Annotated in this window: 10 protein-coding genes and 2 tRNA genes; 4 read left to right on the top strand and 8 right to left on the bottom strand. The window is 64.7% G+C overall.

The window, feature by feature from the left end:
- Positions 1-14 precede the first annotated feature (14 nt).
- Positions 15-3,614, bottom strand: a complete 3,600-nt coding sequence (locus tag ACZ0AJ_RS07905; RefSeq protein WP_499453714.1) for a hydantoinase B/oxoprolinase family protein — start codon at positions 3,612-3,614, stop codon at positions 15-17.
- Positions 3,615-3,723: 109 nt separating this feature from the next.
- Here ACZ0AJ_RS07905 and ACZ0AJ_RS07900 point away from each other — a divergent pair, with 109 nt between their 5' ends.
- Positions 3,724-5,244, top strand: a complete 1,521-nt coding sequence (locus ACZ0AJ_RS07900) for an NAD(P)H-hydrate dehydratase (protein ID WP_499453713.1) — start codon at positions 3,724-3,726, stop codon at positions 5,242-5,244.
- 4 nt (positions 5,245-5,248) lie between these two features.
- Here the strand turns inward: ACZ0AJ_RS07900 and ACZ0AJ_RS07895 are convergent, their stop codons facing one another.
- Positions 5,249-5,926: an ABC transporter ATP-binding protein gene (locus tag ACZ0AJ_RS07895; protein ID WP_499456759.1), complete on the bottom strand. Its 678-nt coding sequence runs from the start codon at positions 5,924-5,926 to the stop codon at positions 5,249-5,251.
- Between the two features lie 49 nt (positions 5,927-5,975).
- Here ACZ0AJ_RS07895 and ACZ0AJ_RS07890 point away from each other — a divergent pair, with 49 nt between their 5' ends.
- Complete coding sequence (locus ACZ0AJ_RS07890; RefSeq protein WP_499453711.1) at positions 5,976-6,632, top strand: arylesterase; 657 nt, start codon at positions 5,976-5,978, stop codon at positions 6,630-6,632.
- Positions 6,629-7,690, top strand: coding sequence for a tRNA 2-selenouridine(34) synthase MnmH (mnmH, locus tag ACZ0AJ_RS07885; protein WP_499453709.1), 1,062 nt, complete (start codon positions 6,629-6,631; stop codon positions 7,688-7,690). The genes ACZ0AJ_RS07890 and mnmH overlap by 4 nt, the downstream gene beginning before the upstream one ends.
- Positions 7,691-7,692: 2 nt before the next feature.
- Here mnmH and ACZ0AJ_RS07880 read toward each other — a convergent pair whose 3' ends face one another.
- The 5 genes from ACZ0AJ_RS07880 to ACZ0AJ_RS07860 all read right to left on the bottom strand — a co-directional run bounded on the left by ACZ0AJ_RS07880 (position 7,693) and on the right by ACZ0AJ_RS07860 (position 12,552).
- Positions 7,693-9,840, bottom strand: a complete 2,148-nt coding sequence (locus ACZ0AJ_RS07880) for a beta-glucosidase (protein ID WP_499454449.1) — start codon at positions 9,838-9,840, stop codon at positions 7,693-7,695.
- Between the two features lie 143 nt (positions 9,841-9,983).
- Complete coding sequence (locus tag ACZ0AJ_RS07875; protein WP_499453707.1) at positions 9,984-11,903, bottom strand: SurA N-terminal domain-containing protein; 1,920 nt, start codon at positions 11,901-11,903, stop codon at positions 9,984-9,986.
- A gap of 116 nt (positions 11,904-12,019) precedes the next feature.
- A tRNA-Asp gene (locus ACZ0AJ_RS07870) sits at positions 12,020-12,096 on the bottom strand.
- Between the two features lie 25 nt (positions 12,097-12,121).
- A tRNA-Asp gene (locus tag ACZ0AJ_RS07865) sits at positions 12,122-12,198 on the bottom strand.
- A gap of 81 nt (positions 12,199-12,279) precedes the next feature.
- On the bottom strand, positions 12,280-12,552 hold the full coding sequence (locus ACZ0AJ_RS07860; protein ID WP_332532657.1) for an HU family DNA-binding protein: 273 nt from the start codon (positions 12,550-12,552) through the stop codon (positions 12,280-12,282).
- A 240-nt stretch (positions 12,553-12,792) separates the two neighbouring features.
- On the opposite strand from ACZ0AJ_RS07860, the gene ACZ0AJ_RS07855 reads away from it, so the two are divergent.
- Positions 12,793-13,761, top strand: coding sequence for an IS1595 family transposase (locus ACZ0AJ_RS07855; RefSeq protein ID WP_499453703.1), 969 nt, complete (start codon positions 12,793-12,795; stop codon positions 13,759-13,761).
- A gap of 72 nt (positions 13,762-13,833) precedes the next feature.
- Here ACZ0AJ_RS07855 and lon read toward each other — a convergent pair whose 3' ends face one another.
- Positions 13,834-16,248 (bottom strand): endopeptidase La, encoded by a 2,415-nt coding sequence (gene lon / locus ACZ0AJ_RS07850; protein WP_183552144.1) that lies wholly within the window; start codon positions 16,246-16,248, stop codon positions 13,834-13,836.
- Between the last annotated feature and the right edge of the window lie 72 nt (positions 16,249-16,320).

Here is a 16,320-nt window from a genome sequence, read left to right as displayed (position 1 = left end):
TATGCCACCCCATCCTACGACTTGCCGTAACCGCCGCCGCCCGGCGTCTCGATGACGAACACGTCGCCGGCGGCCATGTCGATCTTGCCGATATGGCCCACCTGCTCGACGCGGCCGTCAGCGCGTTCGACGCTGTTCCGGCCACGCTCTGCGTCCGCGCCACCGGCCATGCCGAACGGCGCGTGAATCCGGTTGTTCGACAGGATCGCCGCCGTCATCGGCTCTAAAAAGCGCATGCGGCGCACGCCGCCATTCCCGCCATGCCAGCGCCCCGCCCCGCCTGAACCGGGCCGGATCTCGTACCGTTCGAGCCGCACGGGGAAGCGGAACTCGAGGATTTCGGGATCGGTCAGGCGCGAGTTGGTCATATTGGTCTGGACCACGTCGGTACCGTTGAAACCGTCGCCCGCGCCGGAGCCACCCGAGATGGTCTCGTAATACTGGTAGCGCTCGTTACCGAACGTGAAGTTGTTCATCGTGCCCTGCGCCGCCGCCATCACGCCCAGCGCGCCGTACAGCGCATTGGTGATGCAGGTCGAGGTTTCGACATTGCCCGACACGACCGATGCCGGATAGTGCGGATTGAGCATCGAGCCGGACGGAATGATCACCTTCAGTGGTTTCAGGCAGCCGGCGTTGAGCGGAATCTCATCGTCGACCAGCGTGCGGAACACGTACAGCACGGCCGCCATGCACACGGCCGACGGCGCGTTGAAATTGTTCGGCAGCTGGCCCGATGTACCGGTGAAGTCGATCTCCGCACTGCGCGCGGCAGCGTCCACGCGAATCGCGACGTCGATGTGCGCGCCGTTATCGAGCTGGTAGTGGAAGCTGCCATCCTTGAGCGCCGAGATCACGCGCCGCACCGCCTCTTCGGCGTTGTCCTGCACGTGGCCCATATAGGCGCGCACGACGTCCAGGCCAAAGTGGGCGACCATCTTGTGCAGCTCTTCGACGCCTTTCTGGTTGGCGGCCACCTGCGCGCGCAGGTCTGCCAGGTTCTGGTCGGGATTGCGGGCCGGGTAGCGCGCGCCCACCAGCAGCGCGCGCGCCGCGTCTTCGCGCAGCACGCCGTCCTGCCCGTCGATCAACTTGAAATTGTTGATCAGGACACCCTCCTGCTCGATGTGGCTCGAGTCGGGCGGCATCGAGCCGGGCGTGGTGCCGCCGATGTCGGCGTGGTGGCCGCGCGAGCCGACGTAGAACAGGATCTCGGCGCCCGCTTCGTCGAACACGGGCGAGATCACCGTCACGTCGGGCAGGTGCGTGCCGCCGTTGTACGGGTCGTTCAGGATGTAGACGTCGCCCGCATGCATGCGACCGGCGTTCTCGCGCATCACGGTCTTGATGCTCTCGCCCATCGAGCCCAGATGCACCGGCATGTGCGGCGCGTTGGCCACCAGGTTGCCGTCCTGGTCGAAGATCGCGCAGCTGAAGTCCAGCCGTTCCTTGATGTTGACCGAGTGCGCCGTGTTCTGCAGACGCAGGACCATCTGCTCGGCAATCGACATGAACAGGTTGTTGAAGATCTCGAGCATCACCGGATCGGCCGTGGTGCCAATCGCGCGCCGTTCGGGCAAGGCTTCCACGCGCTGCAGCACCAGATGGCCATACGGCGTCACGCGCGCTTCCCAGCCCGGCTCGACGACCGTGGTCGCATTGTCTTCGGCGATGATCGCCGGGCCGCGCACCGCGTGCCCCGGCAGCAGGGCGCCGCGCGCGTAGACACCGGTGTCGTGCCAGCGGCCAGCGCTGTACATGCGCAGGGTGTCCTGCGGGGCCGCTTCGCCGCTTGGGGCGGTCGTCGCCACCAGTTGCTCGGCCGGTGCATCGGCCTGGCCGATGGCCTCGACCGACACCGCTTCGACGATCAGCGCGCGTGCCGGCATCAGGAACGAATAGCGGCGTTTGTAGGCTTCTTCAAACTGCCCCGTCATCCCTGCCATGTCGCCCGCAAGCACCACGAGCGCCGAGTCGGTGCCCTCATAGCGCAGGTGCACGCGTTCGACGAGCGCGATGCGCTCGGGCGCCACGCCCTGCGCCTGCAACTGCGCGCGCGCAGCTTCGCCCAGCACGCCGAGACGTTCGGCCAGTGCCGGCAGTACCGCATCTGCCAGGCGCTCTTCGACGGCCTGCTCGCGCATCGCGCTCTGGTCGGCCAGGCCCATGCCATAGGCCGACAGCACGCCAGCGAGCGAGTGGATGAACACCGTCTGCATGCCAAGGGCATCGGCCACGAGGCACGCATGCTGGCCACCGGCGCCGCCGAAACTGGTGAGCACATAGTCGGTGACGTCGTGGCCGCGCTGCACCGAGATCTGCTTGATCGCATTGGCCATATTACCCACCGCGATCGCGATGAAGCCTTCGGCCACCGCTTCCGGTGCGGGTCGTTCACCGGTCGCCGCGCCGATTTCGTCGGCCAACGCGTCGAAGCGGCGGCGCACGGTGGCCACGTCCAGCGCTTCATCGCCACGCGCGCCGAACAGGCGCGGGAAATAATCGGCCTGCACCTTGCCGAGCATGACGTTGCAGTCGGTGACCGCGAGCGGGCCGCCGCGCCGGTAGCTGGCCGGGCCGGGATTGGCGCCGGCGCTGTCCGGCCCCACACGATAGCGGCTGCCGTCGAAGTGCAGGATCGAACCGCCGCCAGCGGCCACGGTGTGGATGCTCATCATCGGCGCGCGCATGCGCACGCCGGCAACCTGGGTTTCGAACACCCGCTCGAACTCGCCCGCGAAGTGCGAGACGTCGGTGGACGTGCCCCCCATGTCGAAGCCGATCACGCGCTCGAAGCCGGCCTGCCGGCTCGCGCGCACCATGCCGACGATGCCGCCGGCGGGGCCGGACAGGATGCTGTCCTTGCCCTGGAATGCGCGCGCATCCGTCAGGCCGCCATTGGACTGCATGAACTGCAGGTTCACACCGGGCAGTTCGTCAGCCACCTGGTCGACGTAGCGGCGCAGGATCGGCGACAGGTAGGCATCGACCACCGTGGTGTCGCCGCGCGCGACGAGCTTCATCATCGGGCTCACTTCGTGCGAGACCGACACTTGCGTGAAGCCGATCGCACGCGCGATCCTGGCCACGGCCGCTTCATGCGCCGTGTAGCGGTAGCCGTGCATGAAGACGATCGCCAGCGAGCGCAGGCCGGCGTCGAACGCCCCCTGCAGGCTGGCCCGCGTGGCCGCTTCATCGAGCGGCTGCACGACGTCGCCGTGCGCGCCGACGCGTTCATCGATCTCGATCACCTGCGCATACAGCAGCTCGGGCAGCACGATGTGGCGGTCGAACAGGCGTGGCCGGTTCTGATAGGCGATGCGCAGTGCGTCGCGGTAGCCGCGCGTGATGGCCAGCACGGTCGGCTCGCCCTTGCGCTCGAGCAGCGCGTTGGTGGCCACGGTCGTGCCCATCTTGACCGCCTCGATGCCGGCCGCCGGCAGCGGCGCACCTGCCGCGACGCCGAGCAGGTGACGGATGCCGGCAACCGCTGCGTCGCGGTACTGTTCGGGGTGCTCGGACAGGAGCTTGTGCGTGACGAGTTGCCCATCCGGGCGGCGCCCCACGATATCGGTGAATGTGCCGCCACGGTCGATCCAGAACTGCCAATCCATACTCACTCCCTGTGCTGACCAGATGATGGCAGCCATTGTAGTGCGGACGGCGCGCCAACGTTGGCGCGAATGCACGACAATGGTCGCATTCTCATTCACGCAAACAACCATGGCATACCCTCTCTACACCGTCGCGCAGCTGCGCACCATCGAACACGCGGCCAGCAGCACGCTGGCGCCGGGCACCTTGATGACCCGTGCCGGCAAGGCCGCCGCCGACTACGCGCTCGAGTTATTGCGCGCATCAGCGGGTGCATCTCCGGATGGCCTGCGTGGCGCGCCGGTGCTGGTGCTGGCCGGCCCTGGCAACAATGGCGGCGATGCACTCGAGGTGGCGGCCAACCTGGCCGAAGCCGGCGTCAACGCCACCGTACTGCACTTGCCGGGCGACGGCAACGACGACGCATCGAGCGAAACCGCTGTGGCTTACGAGCGCGCGCGTTCCGGCACGGTCGGCTGGCTCGACATGCTGCCGCCCGATGGCCAGTGGGCGCTCGTCGTCGACGGCTTGTTCGGCATCGGCCTGACGCGCGCGCTCGCCGGCGAGTACCGCGACGTGGTTGCGGGCCTGGACGGCCTGCGCTGTCCGGTCCTGGCGCTGGATGTGCCGAGCGGTCTGGACGCCGACACGGGCGCCGTCATCGGCCCGGACGGCATCGCGGTGCGCGCCACGCACACGATCACGTTCATCGCCGACAAGCCGGGCCTGCATACGGCCGACGGGCGCGATCACGCGGGTACGGTGCGCGTGGACACGCTCGGCGTGGATACGGGCGCGACGCCCACATCGGCATCGATGAACGGGCTGCCGGCGTTTGCGCACTGCTTCGCGGCGCGCCGCCAGAACTCGCACAAGGGCAGCTTTGGCGACGTCGCTGTGATCGGCGGCGCGCACGGCATGGCCGGTGCACCGGTGCTGGCCGCGCGCGGCGCGCTGTATGCCGGCGCGGGGCGCGTGTATGTTGCGGCGCTCAACACGCCGCCCGGCTACGACAGCAGCCAGCCCGAAATCATGTTCCGCGCGGCCGACGACCTGGATCTGTTTGGCCGCACGCTGGTGCTCGGGCCGGGCATGGGCGACTCGGTCGATGCAATGCGGCTGGTGGCCAAGGCGCTCGACAGCGACTGCCCGCTGGTGCTGGACGCCGACGCGCTGAACCTGGTCGGCGCCAGCCCCGACCTGCAGGCACGGCTGGCACAGCGGAGCGCCCCAAGCGTGCTCACGCCGCACCCGCTGGAAGCGGCGCGCATGCTGGGCATGACGGTGTCGGTGGTGCAGGCTGACCGCCTGGCCAGCGCCCGCGAACTGGCGCAGCGCATGGATGCAGTCGTGATTCTCAAGGGGTCGGGCACCGTGATCGCAGGACCCGATGGCGCGGTGCTAATCAACCCGACCGGCAACGCGGGTCTGGCCACGGCAGGCAGTGGCGACGTGCTGGCAGGGATCTGCGGCGCCCTGCTGGCGCAGGGCTGGCCGGGCAAGGAAGCCGCAGCAGCGGCGGCCTGGCTGCATGGCGCAGCAGCCGACGCGCTGGTGGAAGATGGCGTGGGGCCGATCGGCCTGACCGCCGGCGAGCTGCCGGCGGCGATGCGCAAGGTACTCAACGCGCAGGTGCGCGCAGGCAGCTGATTATTTATTTGACGAGGCGGCCGGCGGCGATCGTGATCGTCCGGCCGCAACGCGCGGCCATGCCAGGATCGTGCGTGACCAGCACCAGCGTCGAGCCGCGCTCGCGATTGAGTTCGAACATCAGTCCAATGATCGATTCGCCGGTGGCCGCATCGAGGCTGCCGGTGGGTTCGTCGGCAAACAGCAGCGGCGGCTGCGTGACAAAAGCACGCGCCAGCGCAACGCGCTGCTGCTCACCGCCTGACAGAAACTTGGGATAGTGCTTCAGGCGGCTGCCCAGGCCGACGCGGCCCAGCATGTCGGCCGCCTTTTCGCGTGCACCGGATTCGCCCCGCAATTCGAGTGGCAGCATCACGTTCTCGAGCGCGTTCAGGTGCGTGAGCAACTGGAACAACTGGAACACGAAGCCCAGCTTGGCCTTGCGAAACGCAGCGCGACCGTCTTCATCGAGCGCGAAGATGTCGGTGCCATCGAGGCGCACGGTGCCGGACGATGGCGTGTCCAGGCCTGCCAGCAGGCCAAGCAGCGTCGACTTGCCGGAGCCGGAAGCGCCGACGAGCGCGAGCGTCTCTGCCGGTTGCACGGTAAAATCAATCTCTTGCAGGATGGTCAGCTCGCCGCTGGCGTCTGCGACCTTCTTCGACAAGCCGCTGACTTCAATTGCGGGCGGCCGGCCTGTCATTACACCGACGTCAGTGACGTCATTTTTGAATGCCTCGGGATGATCACGCATGCTTGCTTTTCTTAAGAACGCAGTTCTCGGTAAATTAATTGTCGGCGCTGCACTGGGATTGAGTCTGTCCCTGGCGGCGACGGCGAACGCTTATTCTGCACCAAAAACCGTCCTCGTGGTGGGCGACAGCCTGTCGGCCGAATACGGCATCGCCCGTGGCGCCGGCTGGGTCGCGCTGCTCGAACAAAAAATGAAGAGCGAAAAAATCGACGCGAAGGTCGTCAACGCCAGCATCAGCGGCGAGACCACCAGCGGCGGCAAGGCGCGCCTGCCCGCCCTGCTGGGCCAGCACAAGCCGGACCTGGTCGTGATTGAACTGGGCGCCAACGACGGCCTGCGCGGCTTGCCCGTGCCGTCGGCCGAAGCGAACCTGCGCGCGATGATCGCCGCAGCGCAGGCGCAAAAAGCACGCGTGCTGCTGGTGGGCATGCGCATGCCGCCGAACTACGGGCGCGCCTACACCGAGCGCTTCTTCGGCATGTTCCAGACCGTGGCGACGTCGACGAAGTCGCCGCTGGTGCCGTTCATGCTTGAAGGCGTGGCCGACAAGCCGGCCCTGTTCCAGCAAGACCGCCTGCATCCGACCGCGCAGGCGCATCCGATCATCCTGAACAATATCTGGCCGACGTTCGAGAAAATGGTGAAGCAACCATGAAGTACCCGGAAGTCGCAGGGTTCGACGCCCTGCTCCCGCGCCTCGGTGAATTCGACGCCATCATCGACGTGCGCAGCGAAGCCGAATTCGCACTCGACCATATCCCCGGCGCGATCAACTGCCCGGTGCTGAACAACGACGAACGCATCCTGGTCGGGACGCTGTACAAGCAGACCAGCGCATTCGACGCCAAGAAGGCCGGCGCGCCGATCATCGCGCGCAATATCGCGCACCACATCGACACGCTGTTTCACGACAAGCCGCGCGACTGGCGCCCGCTGGTGTATTGCTGGCGCGGCGGCAACCGCAGTGGCGCGATGGCGCTGATCATGGCGCGCATCGGCTGGCCCGTGGCGCAGCTCGACGGCGGGTACAAGAATTACCGCGCGTGGGTCAGCGCGGCGCTGGCCGAGCCGCCTGCCGTCGATTTCCGCGTCGTCTGCGGCCCTACCGGCAGCGGCAAGAGCCGCCTGCTCGAAACGCTCGACGGCATCGGGGCGCAGGTGCTCGACCTGGAACAACTGGCCGCGCACCGCGGCTCGGTGCTGGGCCACTTGCCGAACGAACCACAGCCAAGCCAGAAGATGTTCGAGACGCGGGTGCTGGCCAAGCTGCGCAGCTTCGACCTGACCCGCCCCGTGTTCGTCGAAGCCGAGAGCAAGAAGGTCGGCAACCTGCGCGTGCCGGATGCGGTGATGGTGCGCATGCGCGCGGCGCCCTGCATCGACCTGCAACTGGCGCGCCCCGCGCGCGTGCGCCTGCTGATGGAAGACTACCAGCACTTCTGCGCCGATCCGTCCGTGCTGGCCGATCAGCTGACGCACCTGACGCTGGTGCATGGCCGCGCGAAGATCGGTGACTGGCAGGCGATGGCGCAAGGCGGCGCGCTGCCGGCGCTGGTCGATGAGCTGCTGGTGCAGCACTACGACCCGGCCTACCTGCGCTCGATCGACCGCAACTTCGTCCAGTATCCGCAGGCGCAGGTGGTGGAACTGGCCGATATTGGCACCGGCGATTTCCTGGCCGCGGCGCGGCGCCTGCACGACGCGACGGCCTGAGGCTACGGGGCGATGCGGCGGGCCTCGTCGATCGAGACATCCTGCCAGAGCGCGTCGTCGCCGGCGTGCTGCGCCGCCCACACACGGTAGTTGCCGGGCTCGATGACGAAGCCCGGCGCGTCGCCGCCCACACGGTAGCGTGCAAGGATGCGCGGCTCGAGGTCGATCTCGACGCTGGCGCGCTCTCCAGCTGCCAATACCGTTTTGGTGAACCCGGCCAGGCGCTTCACGAAGCCGTCGGGGCCGGGTTTGGCGACATAGATCTGCACGACGACCGCGCCCGTACGCGCGCCGGTATTGGCCACCGCAACGCTCGCGGTGTAACGCCCGTCGACATTCACGTGCAGACCGCTCAGTGCAAACGTCGTGTACGACAAGCCGAACCCGAACGGAAACAGCGGCTCGTGGCCTTCGCGCGCGAACCAGCGGTAGCCGACATCCGACCCGTCGATATCGTAGTCGAGCGCGATGATGCCGCCCTTGCGCGGCGTGGCCGGGTTGGACGTCGTCGTTTCCGGATCGATCTGCGCGGGGCGCGGCAACTGCGCCTCGCTGGCCGGGAACGTCACAGGTAACCGGCCCGAGGGATTGATGCGCCCGAACAGCACACCCGCCACGGCCGGCCCGCCGCCGGATCCCGGGTACCAGGCCGCCAGGATCGCGGCCACGCTGTCACGCCACGGCATCGTGACGGGGCCGCCCGACTGGATGACGACGATCGTTGCCGGGTTGACGCCGGCGATGGCCTCGATCAACGCATCCTGGTCGTCGGGCAGTGAGAGACCCACGGCATCGAGACCTTCCGAGCGCCACTCCTGCGCAAACACGATCACCGCATCGGCCTTGCGCGCTTCGTCCAGTACCTGCTGGCGATCGGTGCCGTCGACGAACACAACGTCGCGTGCGGCACTTTCCTCTTTGATTGCGGTGATAAGCGACGATGGCTGGACGACCTTGGCCACGTCCATCCCCATGATGCTGGTGCCAGGCAGCTGCAGGCTGCCGATGGGCGTCACGGCCGACGAACCACCGCCACACAGCACGCCATGGTCGGCATGCTCGCCGACGACGAGCAACCGGGCCAGGCGCTGCGGTAGCGGCAGCGTCGCGTTCCGGTTGGTGAGCAGCACGATGCCTTCTTCGGCCTGGCGCTGCGCGATCAGCTTGTGCTGACTGAAGTCGATCGGCTGCGTGCGGTCGTCAATTGACTCTGCGTCGAGTGCGCCGACGTCGATCAGGCTTGTCAGGATACGCGCCACCATATCGTCGATGCGCGACTGCGGCACCTGGCCGTCACGTACCGCATCGCGCAGGGCCTGGCCAAAATAATGTGCGTCGTCGAGATTGGCGCCTGATTGCACGTCAAGGCCTGCCAGCGCCGCCTTGACCGTCGAATGCGTGGCGCCCCAGTCCGACATGACCCAGCCAGCGTATCCCCATTCATCCTTGAGCACCTGCTGCAGCAGGAAGGCGTTTTCGGACGCATAGTGACCATTGACCAGGTTGTAGCCGGGCATGACGGCGCCGGGCTTGCCGATCGCTATCGCGATCTGGAACGCCAGCAGGTCGGATTCGCGCAGCGCCGCTTCGGCCAGGTTCGCGCTGACCATCACGCGGCCCGTTTCCTGGCCATTGGCGACGAAGTGCTTGACGGTCGAGACGACGCCCTGGGCCTGGATGCCGGCGACCGCGTGGCCGGCAAGTTCGCCGGTAAGCAGCGGGTCTTCGCTGATGTATTCGAAGTTGCGGCCGCCGCGCGGTTCGCGGATCAGGTTCGCGCCACCTGCGAGCTGTACATTGAAGCCCTTGGCCTTCGCCTCGCGTCCGACCAGCGCGCCGCTGTCGTGTGCCAGCTGGCGGTTGAAGGTCGCGCCCAACAGCAGCGAGCTGGGCAGGCCCGTCGCATGGTCGCCCGGGCGCACGCCGCCGATATTGCTGATCCCGAGACTGGCGTCGGCCTGCTGCATCGCGGGGATGCCCAGGCGCGGGATGCCAGGATAGAACGCGGCCGAGCCGATGGCACCCTGCGCTTTGAGCTCGTCCGTCAGAGGAATGGCCATCGGGCCGGACAGCCAGGCGAACTTCTCGTCCTCGGTCATGCGCGCAACCAGGTCCTGGGCGCGCTGACGGCTCGTGGTGGCGGTGGTCATTGGAACGGTCCCTTCATGAGTAAAAGTAGCTGATCCGTCCAGTGTTGCAGATGCCGTCCGCCGGGTCGGTTAAGCACATCGCAAAAAAGCCCGGCTGCTTGCGCAGCCGGGCTTTTTTCGATCGGGAACGAAGGGGCGACGACTTACTGCGCGTCGGTATTCGTGCCCAGCTGCGACGGCGTGGCCGTCACCTTGGCCTTGGCCTTGACCTTCAGCGCTTCGACATAATCGACCATCTGCTGCTGGCCCATCATGTTGCCGATCTGATCAGCTTCCTGCTTGCGGCGCGCCGCATCGAGCTGCGCAGGCTGCGAGACTTTGTTGATGCGGTAGACCGCGTAACCCTGGCCCGGCACATCGACACCGACATAGGCCGGCAGCTTGGTGGCATCAGCCTTGAGCACAGCAATCGCACCTGCCTGGTTGATCGTCGGCTTCGTGGTGCGCGAGACCGTTACAGGAGCGCCGAAACCGGTTGCGTCGCCCGCTGCCTTGGCTGCCGCCAGCTTGGCTTCGCCGGCCTGACGTGCCAGGCGCACCGCTTCCTCGATCGTCACGCGCTGACGAATCTGCGCCTCGACCTCGGCCAGCGGACGCTTGGCCGCCGGACGCAGTTCAACGACGCGACCTGCCACCAGCACGCTTGGCGCGACTTCGACGGCTTCGGTATTGCGCTTGTTCTTCAGTGCGTCGTTGCCGAACAGCGCAGTCAGGAACTTGGCGTTGTTGAACGGTGCATCGCCCAGCGCCGGATTCGGCGTGCGGGTCAGGTTGTCGACGGTCTGGATCTGCAGCTTGAGCTTGTCGGCCACCGGCTTCAGGCTGTCCGACTGGTCATACGCGGTCTCAGTGAACACGCCAGCCAGCTCGGTGTACTTGGAAGCCATCTTTTGCTTCTTGAGGTCGCCTGCAATCTGTTCACGCGCAGTGTCGAGCGACTTTTGCGTGGCCGGCTTGATCGAGTTCAGCTTGATGATGTGCCAGCCGAATTCGGACTGCACCAGGCCGCTCGTTTCGCCCTCTTTCAGCGCATAGATCGCGTCTTCGACCGACTTGACGAACAGACCCTTCTCGACCACGCCCAGATCGCCGCCAGCCTGGGCCGAGCCCGGGTCTTGCGAATTGGCCTTGGCAATCGCGGCGAAATTGGCCGGGGCTGCGCGCACTTGCGCCAGCACGGCTTCCGCTTTCGTCTTGGCCGCAGCCTGGTCGGCTGGCTTTGCATCCTTGGCCACCGTGATCAGGATGTGGCTGGCGCTGCGCTGCTCGGGCGTCGTGTAGTTCTTGAGGTTCTTGTTATAGAAGTCGCTGATTTCGGCGTCCGACACCTGCACCTGATTTTCGACGGTGGCAGCGTTAAAGACGACGTATTCGGCCTTGACCTGCTCCGGAATCTGGAACAGCGTTGCGTTCTTGTCGTAGTACGCCTTGACCATCGCATCGGTGACTTTCACCTGCGGCAGGTAGGTCGCGATCGGGAACACGATCTCCTGCACTTCACGCTCCTGGTCGTTGATGTTCGACAGGCGCGTTGCAACGCTGCGCGGTGCGAACGCGGTGGCCTGGATCGAGCCGGTCAGCTGCTGCACGGTGAGGTCGCGGCGCAGGCGCTGGTCGAACATCGCCGGCGTCATGCCTTGCGCTGCCAGAGCGGCCTTGTAGCCTTCCATGTCGAAGCCACCGTCCGGCTGGCGGAACTGCTGGATCTCCATGATGGTCTTTTGCAGCGTTGCATCGCTGACGTTCATGTGCGAGCGGGCGATCTCGGTGCTGATGGCGCGTTCGCCGACCAGATTATTCAGGATCGTTTTCTTCGCTTCGGCCGTTTCGAACATCTTCTGGTCGAACTGGGCACCCATCATCTGGCGTGCCTGGTCGATCTGGCGACGCTGCGCATCTTCCCACTCCTGGCGCGAGATCTTTTCGCCGCCAACGGTGGCGACGTGGGTGCCGGCATCGTTGCTCTGGTAACTCTCCAAACCGACAAACACGAACGATGGGACGATCAAAAGAAGCAGGATCCCGTACATCCAACGCTTGTTGTTCCGAATAAATTCAAACATGGTCAGCCATTCAAGGTTGAGAATGCAATAACAGCACAAGTTAAAAAAAAAAGGCGAACTCGCGTTCGCCTCTTCTAGCGGGATTGCCCCGTGAGGCATCCCATACTACTATATTCTGGCGGAGCGGACGGGACTCGAACCCGCGACCCCCGGCGTGACAGGCCGGTATTCTAACCAACTGAACTACCGCTCCAGACATGGTGTCTGTGCGTTTTTTGTGGCGGAGCGGACGGGACTCGAACCCGCGACCCCCGGCGTGACAGGCCGGTATTCTAACCAACTGAACTACCGCTCCAGCAAAAAACACACCAACGAACATCAGGGACTACACAACAACCCCTGCTGCTTTCCTTCGCTTGTCACCGCGAAGAAGGCATTAGTTTACAGCATCTTTCAGCGCTTTACCAGCCTTAAATTTCGGGACGCGTGCGGCCTTGATTTTGATGGGCTCCTTGGTGCGCGGATCGCGGCCAGTGCGTGCGGCGCGCTCGCCGACCGTGAAGGTGCCAAAGCCGACCAGGGTAACGCTGTCATTCTTTTTCAGGGTCTCGGTCACGGCGTCGATGACGGCGTCGAGGGCACGCGCTGCCGATGCCTTGGTAATGTCCGCGGACTTCGCGATTTCTTCGATCAGTTCTGTCTTGTTCACTCGTTCCCTCGTTTCCCGTTCGTGACGCACACGCGCCGCTGCTGCAAAAGTGCAGGCCGTATTAAACAAGGGCAACATGACGCTGTCAAGCGAGCCCGCGTCAACGCAGGTTCATCTGTGGCATAAGCCGCGCCATGGCGACAGCCAAAAAAAAGGCGCAGTCAGCGTTAAATAGAGACAAGCTTTGAACTGACGAGCGCTCCAGTGGTCCAACTCCTGTCCCCGGGTCAGGAGTCAATCATGAAAGCGCCGCGTTTCAAGGGCTGGTTCGCAAAACTGCCTTCGCTGAACCAGCCCCAGCGCCGGCAAGTGCTCGATGCTCTGCATCCTGCAGCCGGGCTCGATCAGGTGGTTGCACTCATCGATGAGGTCAGAGCACCAGGCCGCTGCTGCCCCAGATGCGGCAGCGCGCGTTGCTACCGGCACGGGTTCGCCAATGACTTGCAGCGCTACCGCTGCTGTGCCTGCGGCCGCACCTTTAACGACCTGACCGGCACGCCGCTGGCGCGGCTCAGGCACAAGGCCAAATGGCTCGCGTATTCGCAGGTGCTGCTCGATTCACTCCCCGTGCGTAAGGCCGCAGATCGGGTCGGCGTCCACCGCAACACCGCCTTTCGCTGGCGACACCGCTTCCTGCGTTGGGTCAAGCTCGACCGGCCCGCGCTCCTGAATGGCATCGTCGAGGCTGACGAAACATTTCTGCTCGAATCACAAAAAGGTTCGCGTACGCTCCATCGGCCAGCGCGTCGGCGCGGCGGCCGCGCTGCCGAACGGGGCATTTCCAGTGAACTGGACTGCATCCTGGTCGCGCGCGATCGCGAGGGGCGCACCATCGATGCCGTGACTGGCAGAGGTGCGCTCACGGCTGCGCAACTCGAACGCGACTTGCTGCCCAGGCTCGACCGGCAGGCCTTGCTGGTCAGTGACAGCCATGCTGCCTACCGCGCCTTTGCACGCAAGCATCGGATCGCGCACGAGACGGTCAATCTGCGCGCCGGGGTGCGTGCGAGGCGGCTAGGCAATCTTGCCATCCATGTACAGAACGTGAATGCCTACCACCAGCGTTTCAAGACCTGGCTGCAGGGCTTTCGTGGCGTCGCGTCGCGCTATCTACCCAATTATCTGGGCTGGCGCTGGGCGCTGGATGGTGCGCGAATTCTTTCGCCAAAACAATTGCTTAGTATTGCCATCAGTGTCATCAACAGATAACGCTGACTGAGCCAAAAAAACAGGCGCCACACGGGCGCCTGTTTCAGGAAGCTGCAAGCAGCTCGATACGATTTAATGCTTGACCACTTCGGGCTTGGCTTCCACCGGCGCTGGCGCGACGGCCACTGCAGGATCTTCCACCAGCGGCTGCGGCTGACGCTCCAGCGCGATCTCCAGCACTTTCTCGATCCAGCGCACCGGCACGATCTCGAGCTTGTTCTTGACGTTGTCCGGAATCTCGGCCAGGTCCTTCACGTTCTGCTCGGGAATCAAGACCGTCTTGATGCCACCGCGGTGCGCTGCCAGCAGTTTCTCTTTCAAACCACCGATCGGCAGGACTTCACCGCGCAGCGTGATCTCGCCCGTCATCGCCACATCGGCGCGCACCGGGATGCCGGTGAAGGCCGAGACCAGCGCCGTCGTCATACCGATACCGGCCGACGGACCATCCTTCGGCGTTGCGCCTTCCGGCACGTGGATGTGGATGTCGGCTTTCTCGAACGCCTCGTTCTTGATCCCGAGACGTGCGGCGCGGCTGCGCACCACGGTGCGGGCTGCCTCGATCGATTCCTTCATCACATCGCCCAGCGTACCGGTGCGGATGATGGCGCCCTTGCCTGGCACGTTGACGGCTTCGATCGTCAGCAGATCGCCACCGACTTCGGTCCACGCCAGACCGACCACCTGGCCGACCTGGTTGTCTTTCTCGGCCACACCAAAGTCATAGCGACGCACGCCCAGGAACTTGTCCAGGTTCTTGCCGTTGACGATGACGCGCTTGTCGGCGCCGGTACCCGGCTTTTTCAGCAGCAGCATCTTGACGACCTTGCGGCAGATTTTCGACACTTCGCGCTCGAGCGAACGTACGCCAGCTTCGCGGGTGTAGTAACGGATGATGTCGCGGATCGCGGTCTCTTCGACCTTGATTTCCTCTTCCTTCAGGCCGTTGTTCTTCAACTGCTTCGGCAACAGGTAGCGCAGCGCGATGCTGGTCTTTTCGTCTTCGGTGTAACCCGACAGACGAATGACTTCCATACGGTCCAGCAGCGCCGGCGGAATGTTGTACGAGTTCGAGGTCGCCACGAACATCACGTCCGACAGGTCGAAGTCCACTTCCAGGTAATGGTCCGAGAACGTGTGGTTCTGTTCCGGGTCCAGCACCTCGAGCAGGGCCGACGACGGATCGCCACGGAAATCGGCGCCCATCTTGTCGATCTCGTCGAGCAGGAACAGCGGGTTGCGCACGCCGACTTTCGCCAGCGATTGCAGCACCTTGCCCGGCATCGAACCGATATAAGTGCGGCGGTGGCCACGAATTTCGGCTTCGTCACGCACGCCACCCAGGGCCATGCGCACGAACTTGCGGTTCGTCGCGCGGGCGATGGACTGGCCGAGCGATGTCTTGCCGACGCCCGGAGGACCGACGAAGCACAGGATCGGCGCTTTCAGCTTGTCGACGCGCTGTTGCACTGCGAGGTATTCCAGGATGCGTTCCTTGATCTTGTCCAGGCCATAGTGATCCTGTTCAAGCACGGCTTCGGCGCTGGCCAGATCGATCGCGACCTTCGACTTCTTGCGCCATGGGAGCGACACCAGCGTATCGATGTAGTTGCGCACGACGGTGGCTTCGGCCGACATCGGCGACATCAGCTTGAGCTTGCGAATTTCGGCCTGGGCTTTTTCCATGGCTTCTTTCGGCATCTTGGCAGCGACGACTTTCTTTTCGAGTTCCTCGATGTCGGCACCCTCTTCGCCCTCGCCCAGCTCTTTCTGAATCGCCTTGACCTGCTCGTTCAGGTAGTACTCGCGCTGCGACTTTTCCATCTGGCGCTTGACGCGGCCACGGATACGCTTTTCGACCTGCAGGATGTCCAGCTCGCCTTCCAGCTGGCCGAGCAGGTGCTCGAGGCGCTTGGCGACGTTGAAGATCTCCAGGATCACCTGCTTCTGCTCGAGTTTGAGCGGCAGGTGCGCAGCGACGGTATCGGCCAGGCGGCCTGCGTCATCGATGCCGGCGAGCGAGGCCAGGATTTCTGGTGGAATCTTTTTGTTGAGTTTGACGTACTGGTCGAACTGCTGCACGATCGCGCGGCGCATCGCCTCGACCTCGGAGTCGTCGCCGATTTCCGATTCGACCGGCGTCAGTTGCGCCGTGAAGTGCGTGGCGCCGTCATTGATCGTATCGATACGTGCGCGCTGCGAACCCTCGACCAGGACCTTGACGGTGCCGTCGGGGAGTTTCAGCATCTGCAGAATATTGGCGACGCAGCCGATCTCGTAGATGTCTGCGGCGGACGGTTCGTCCTTGGCGGCGGCCTTCTGGGCGGCCAGCATGATGCTTTTGCCCTGCTCCATCGCGGCTTCCAGAGCCTTGATCGATTTAGGGCGGCCAACGAACAGAGGTATCACCATATGCGGGAACACAACCACATCGCGCAACGGCAGAAGTGGCAGCGTCGTTTGCTCGGTTAATTTCGAAGTTGTCATGGCATACCTTATAAAAAGCGTGTTCTGAACTTGGGCACTGGACAGCCAAAACACAAGACCGTCCGGCAAAAA

The sequence above is a fragment of the Telluria sp. AC161 genome, assembly GCF_979258535.1.
This window is presented reverse-complemented; position numbering and strand designations above follow the sequence as displayed.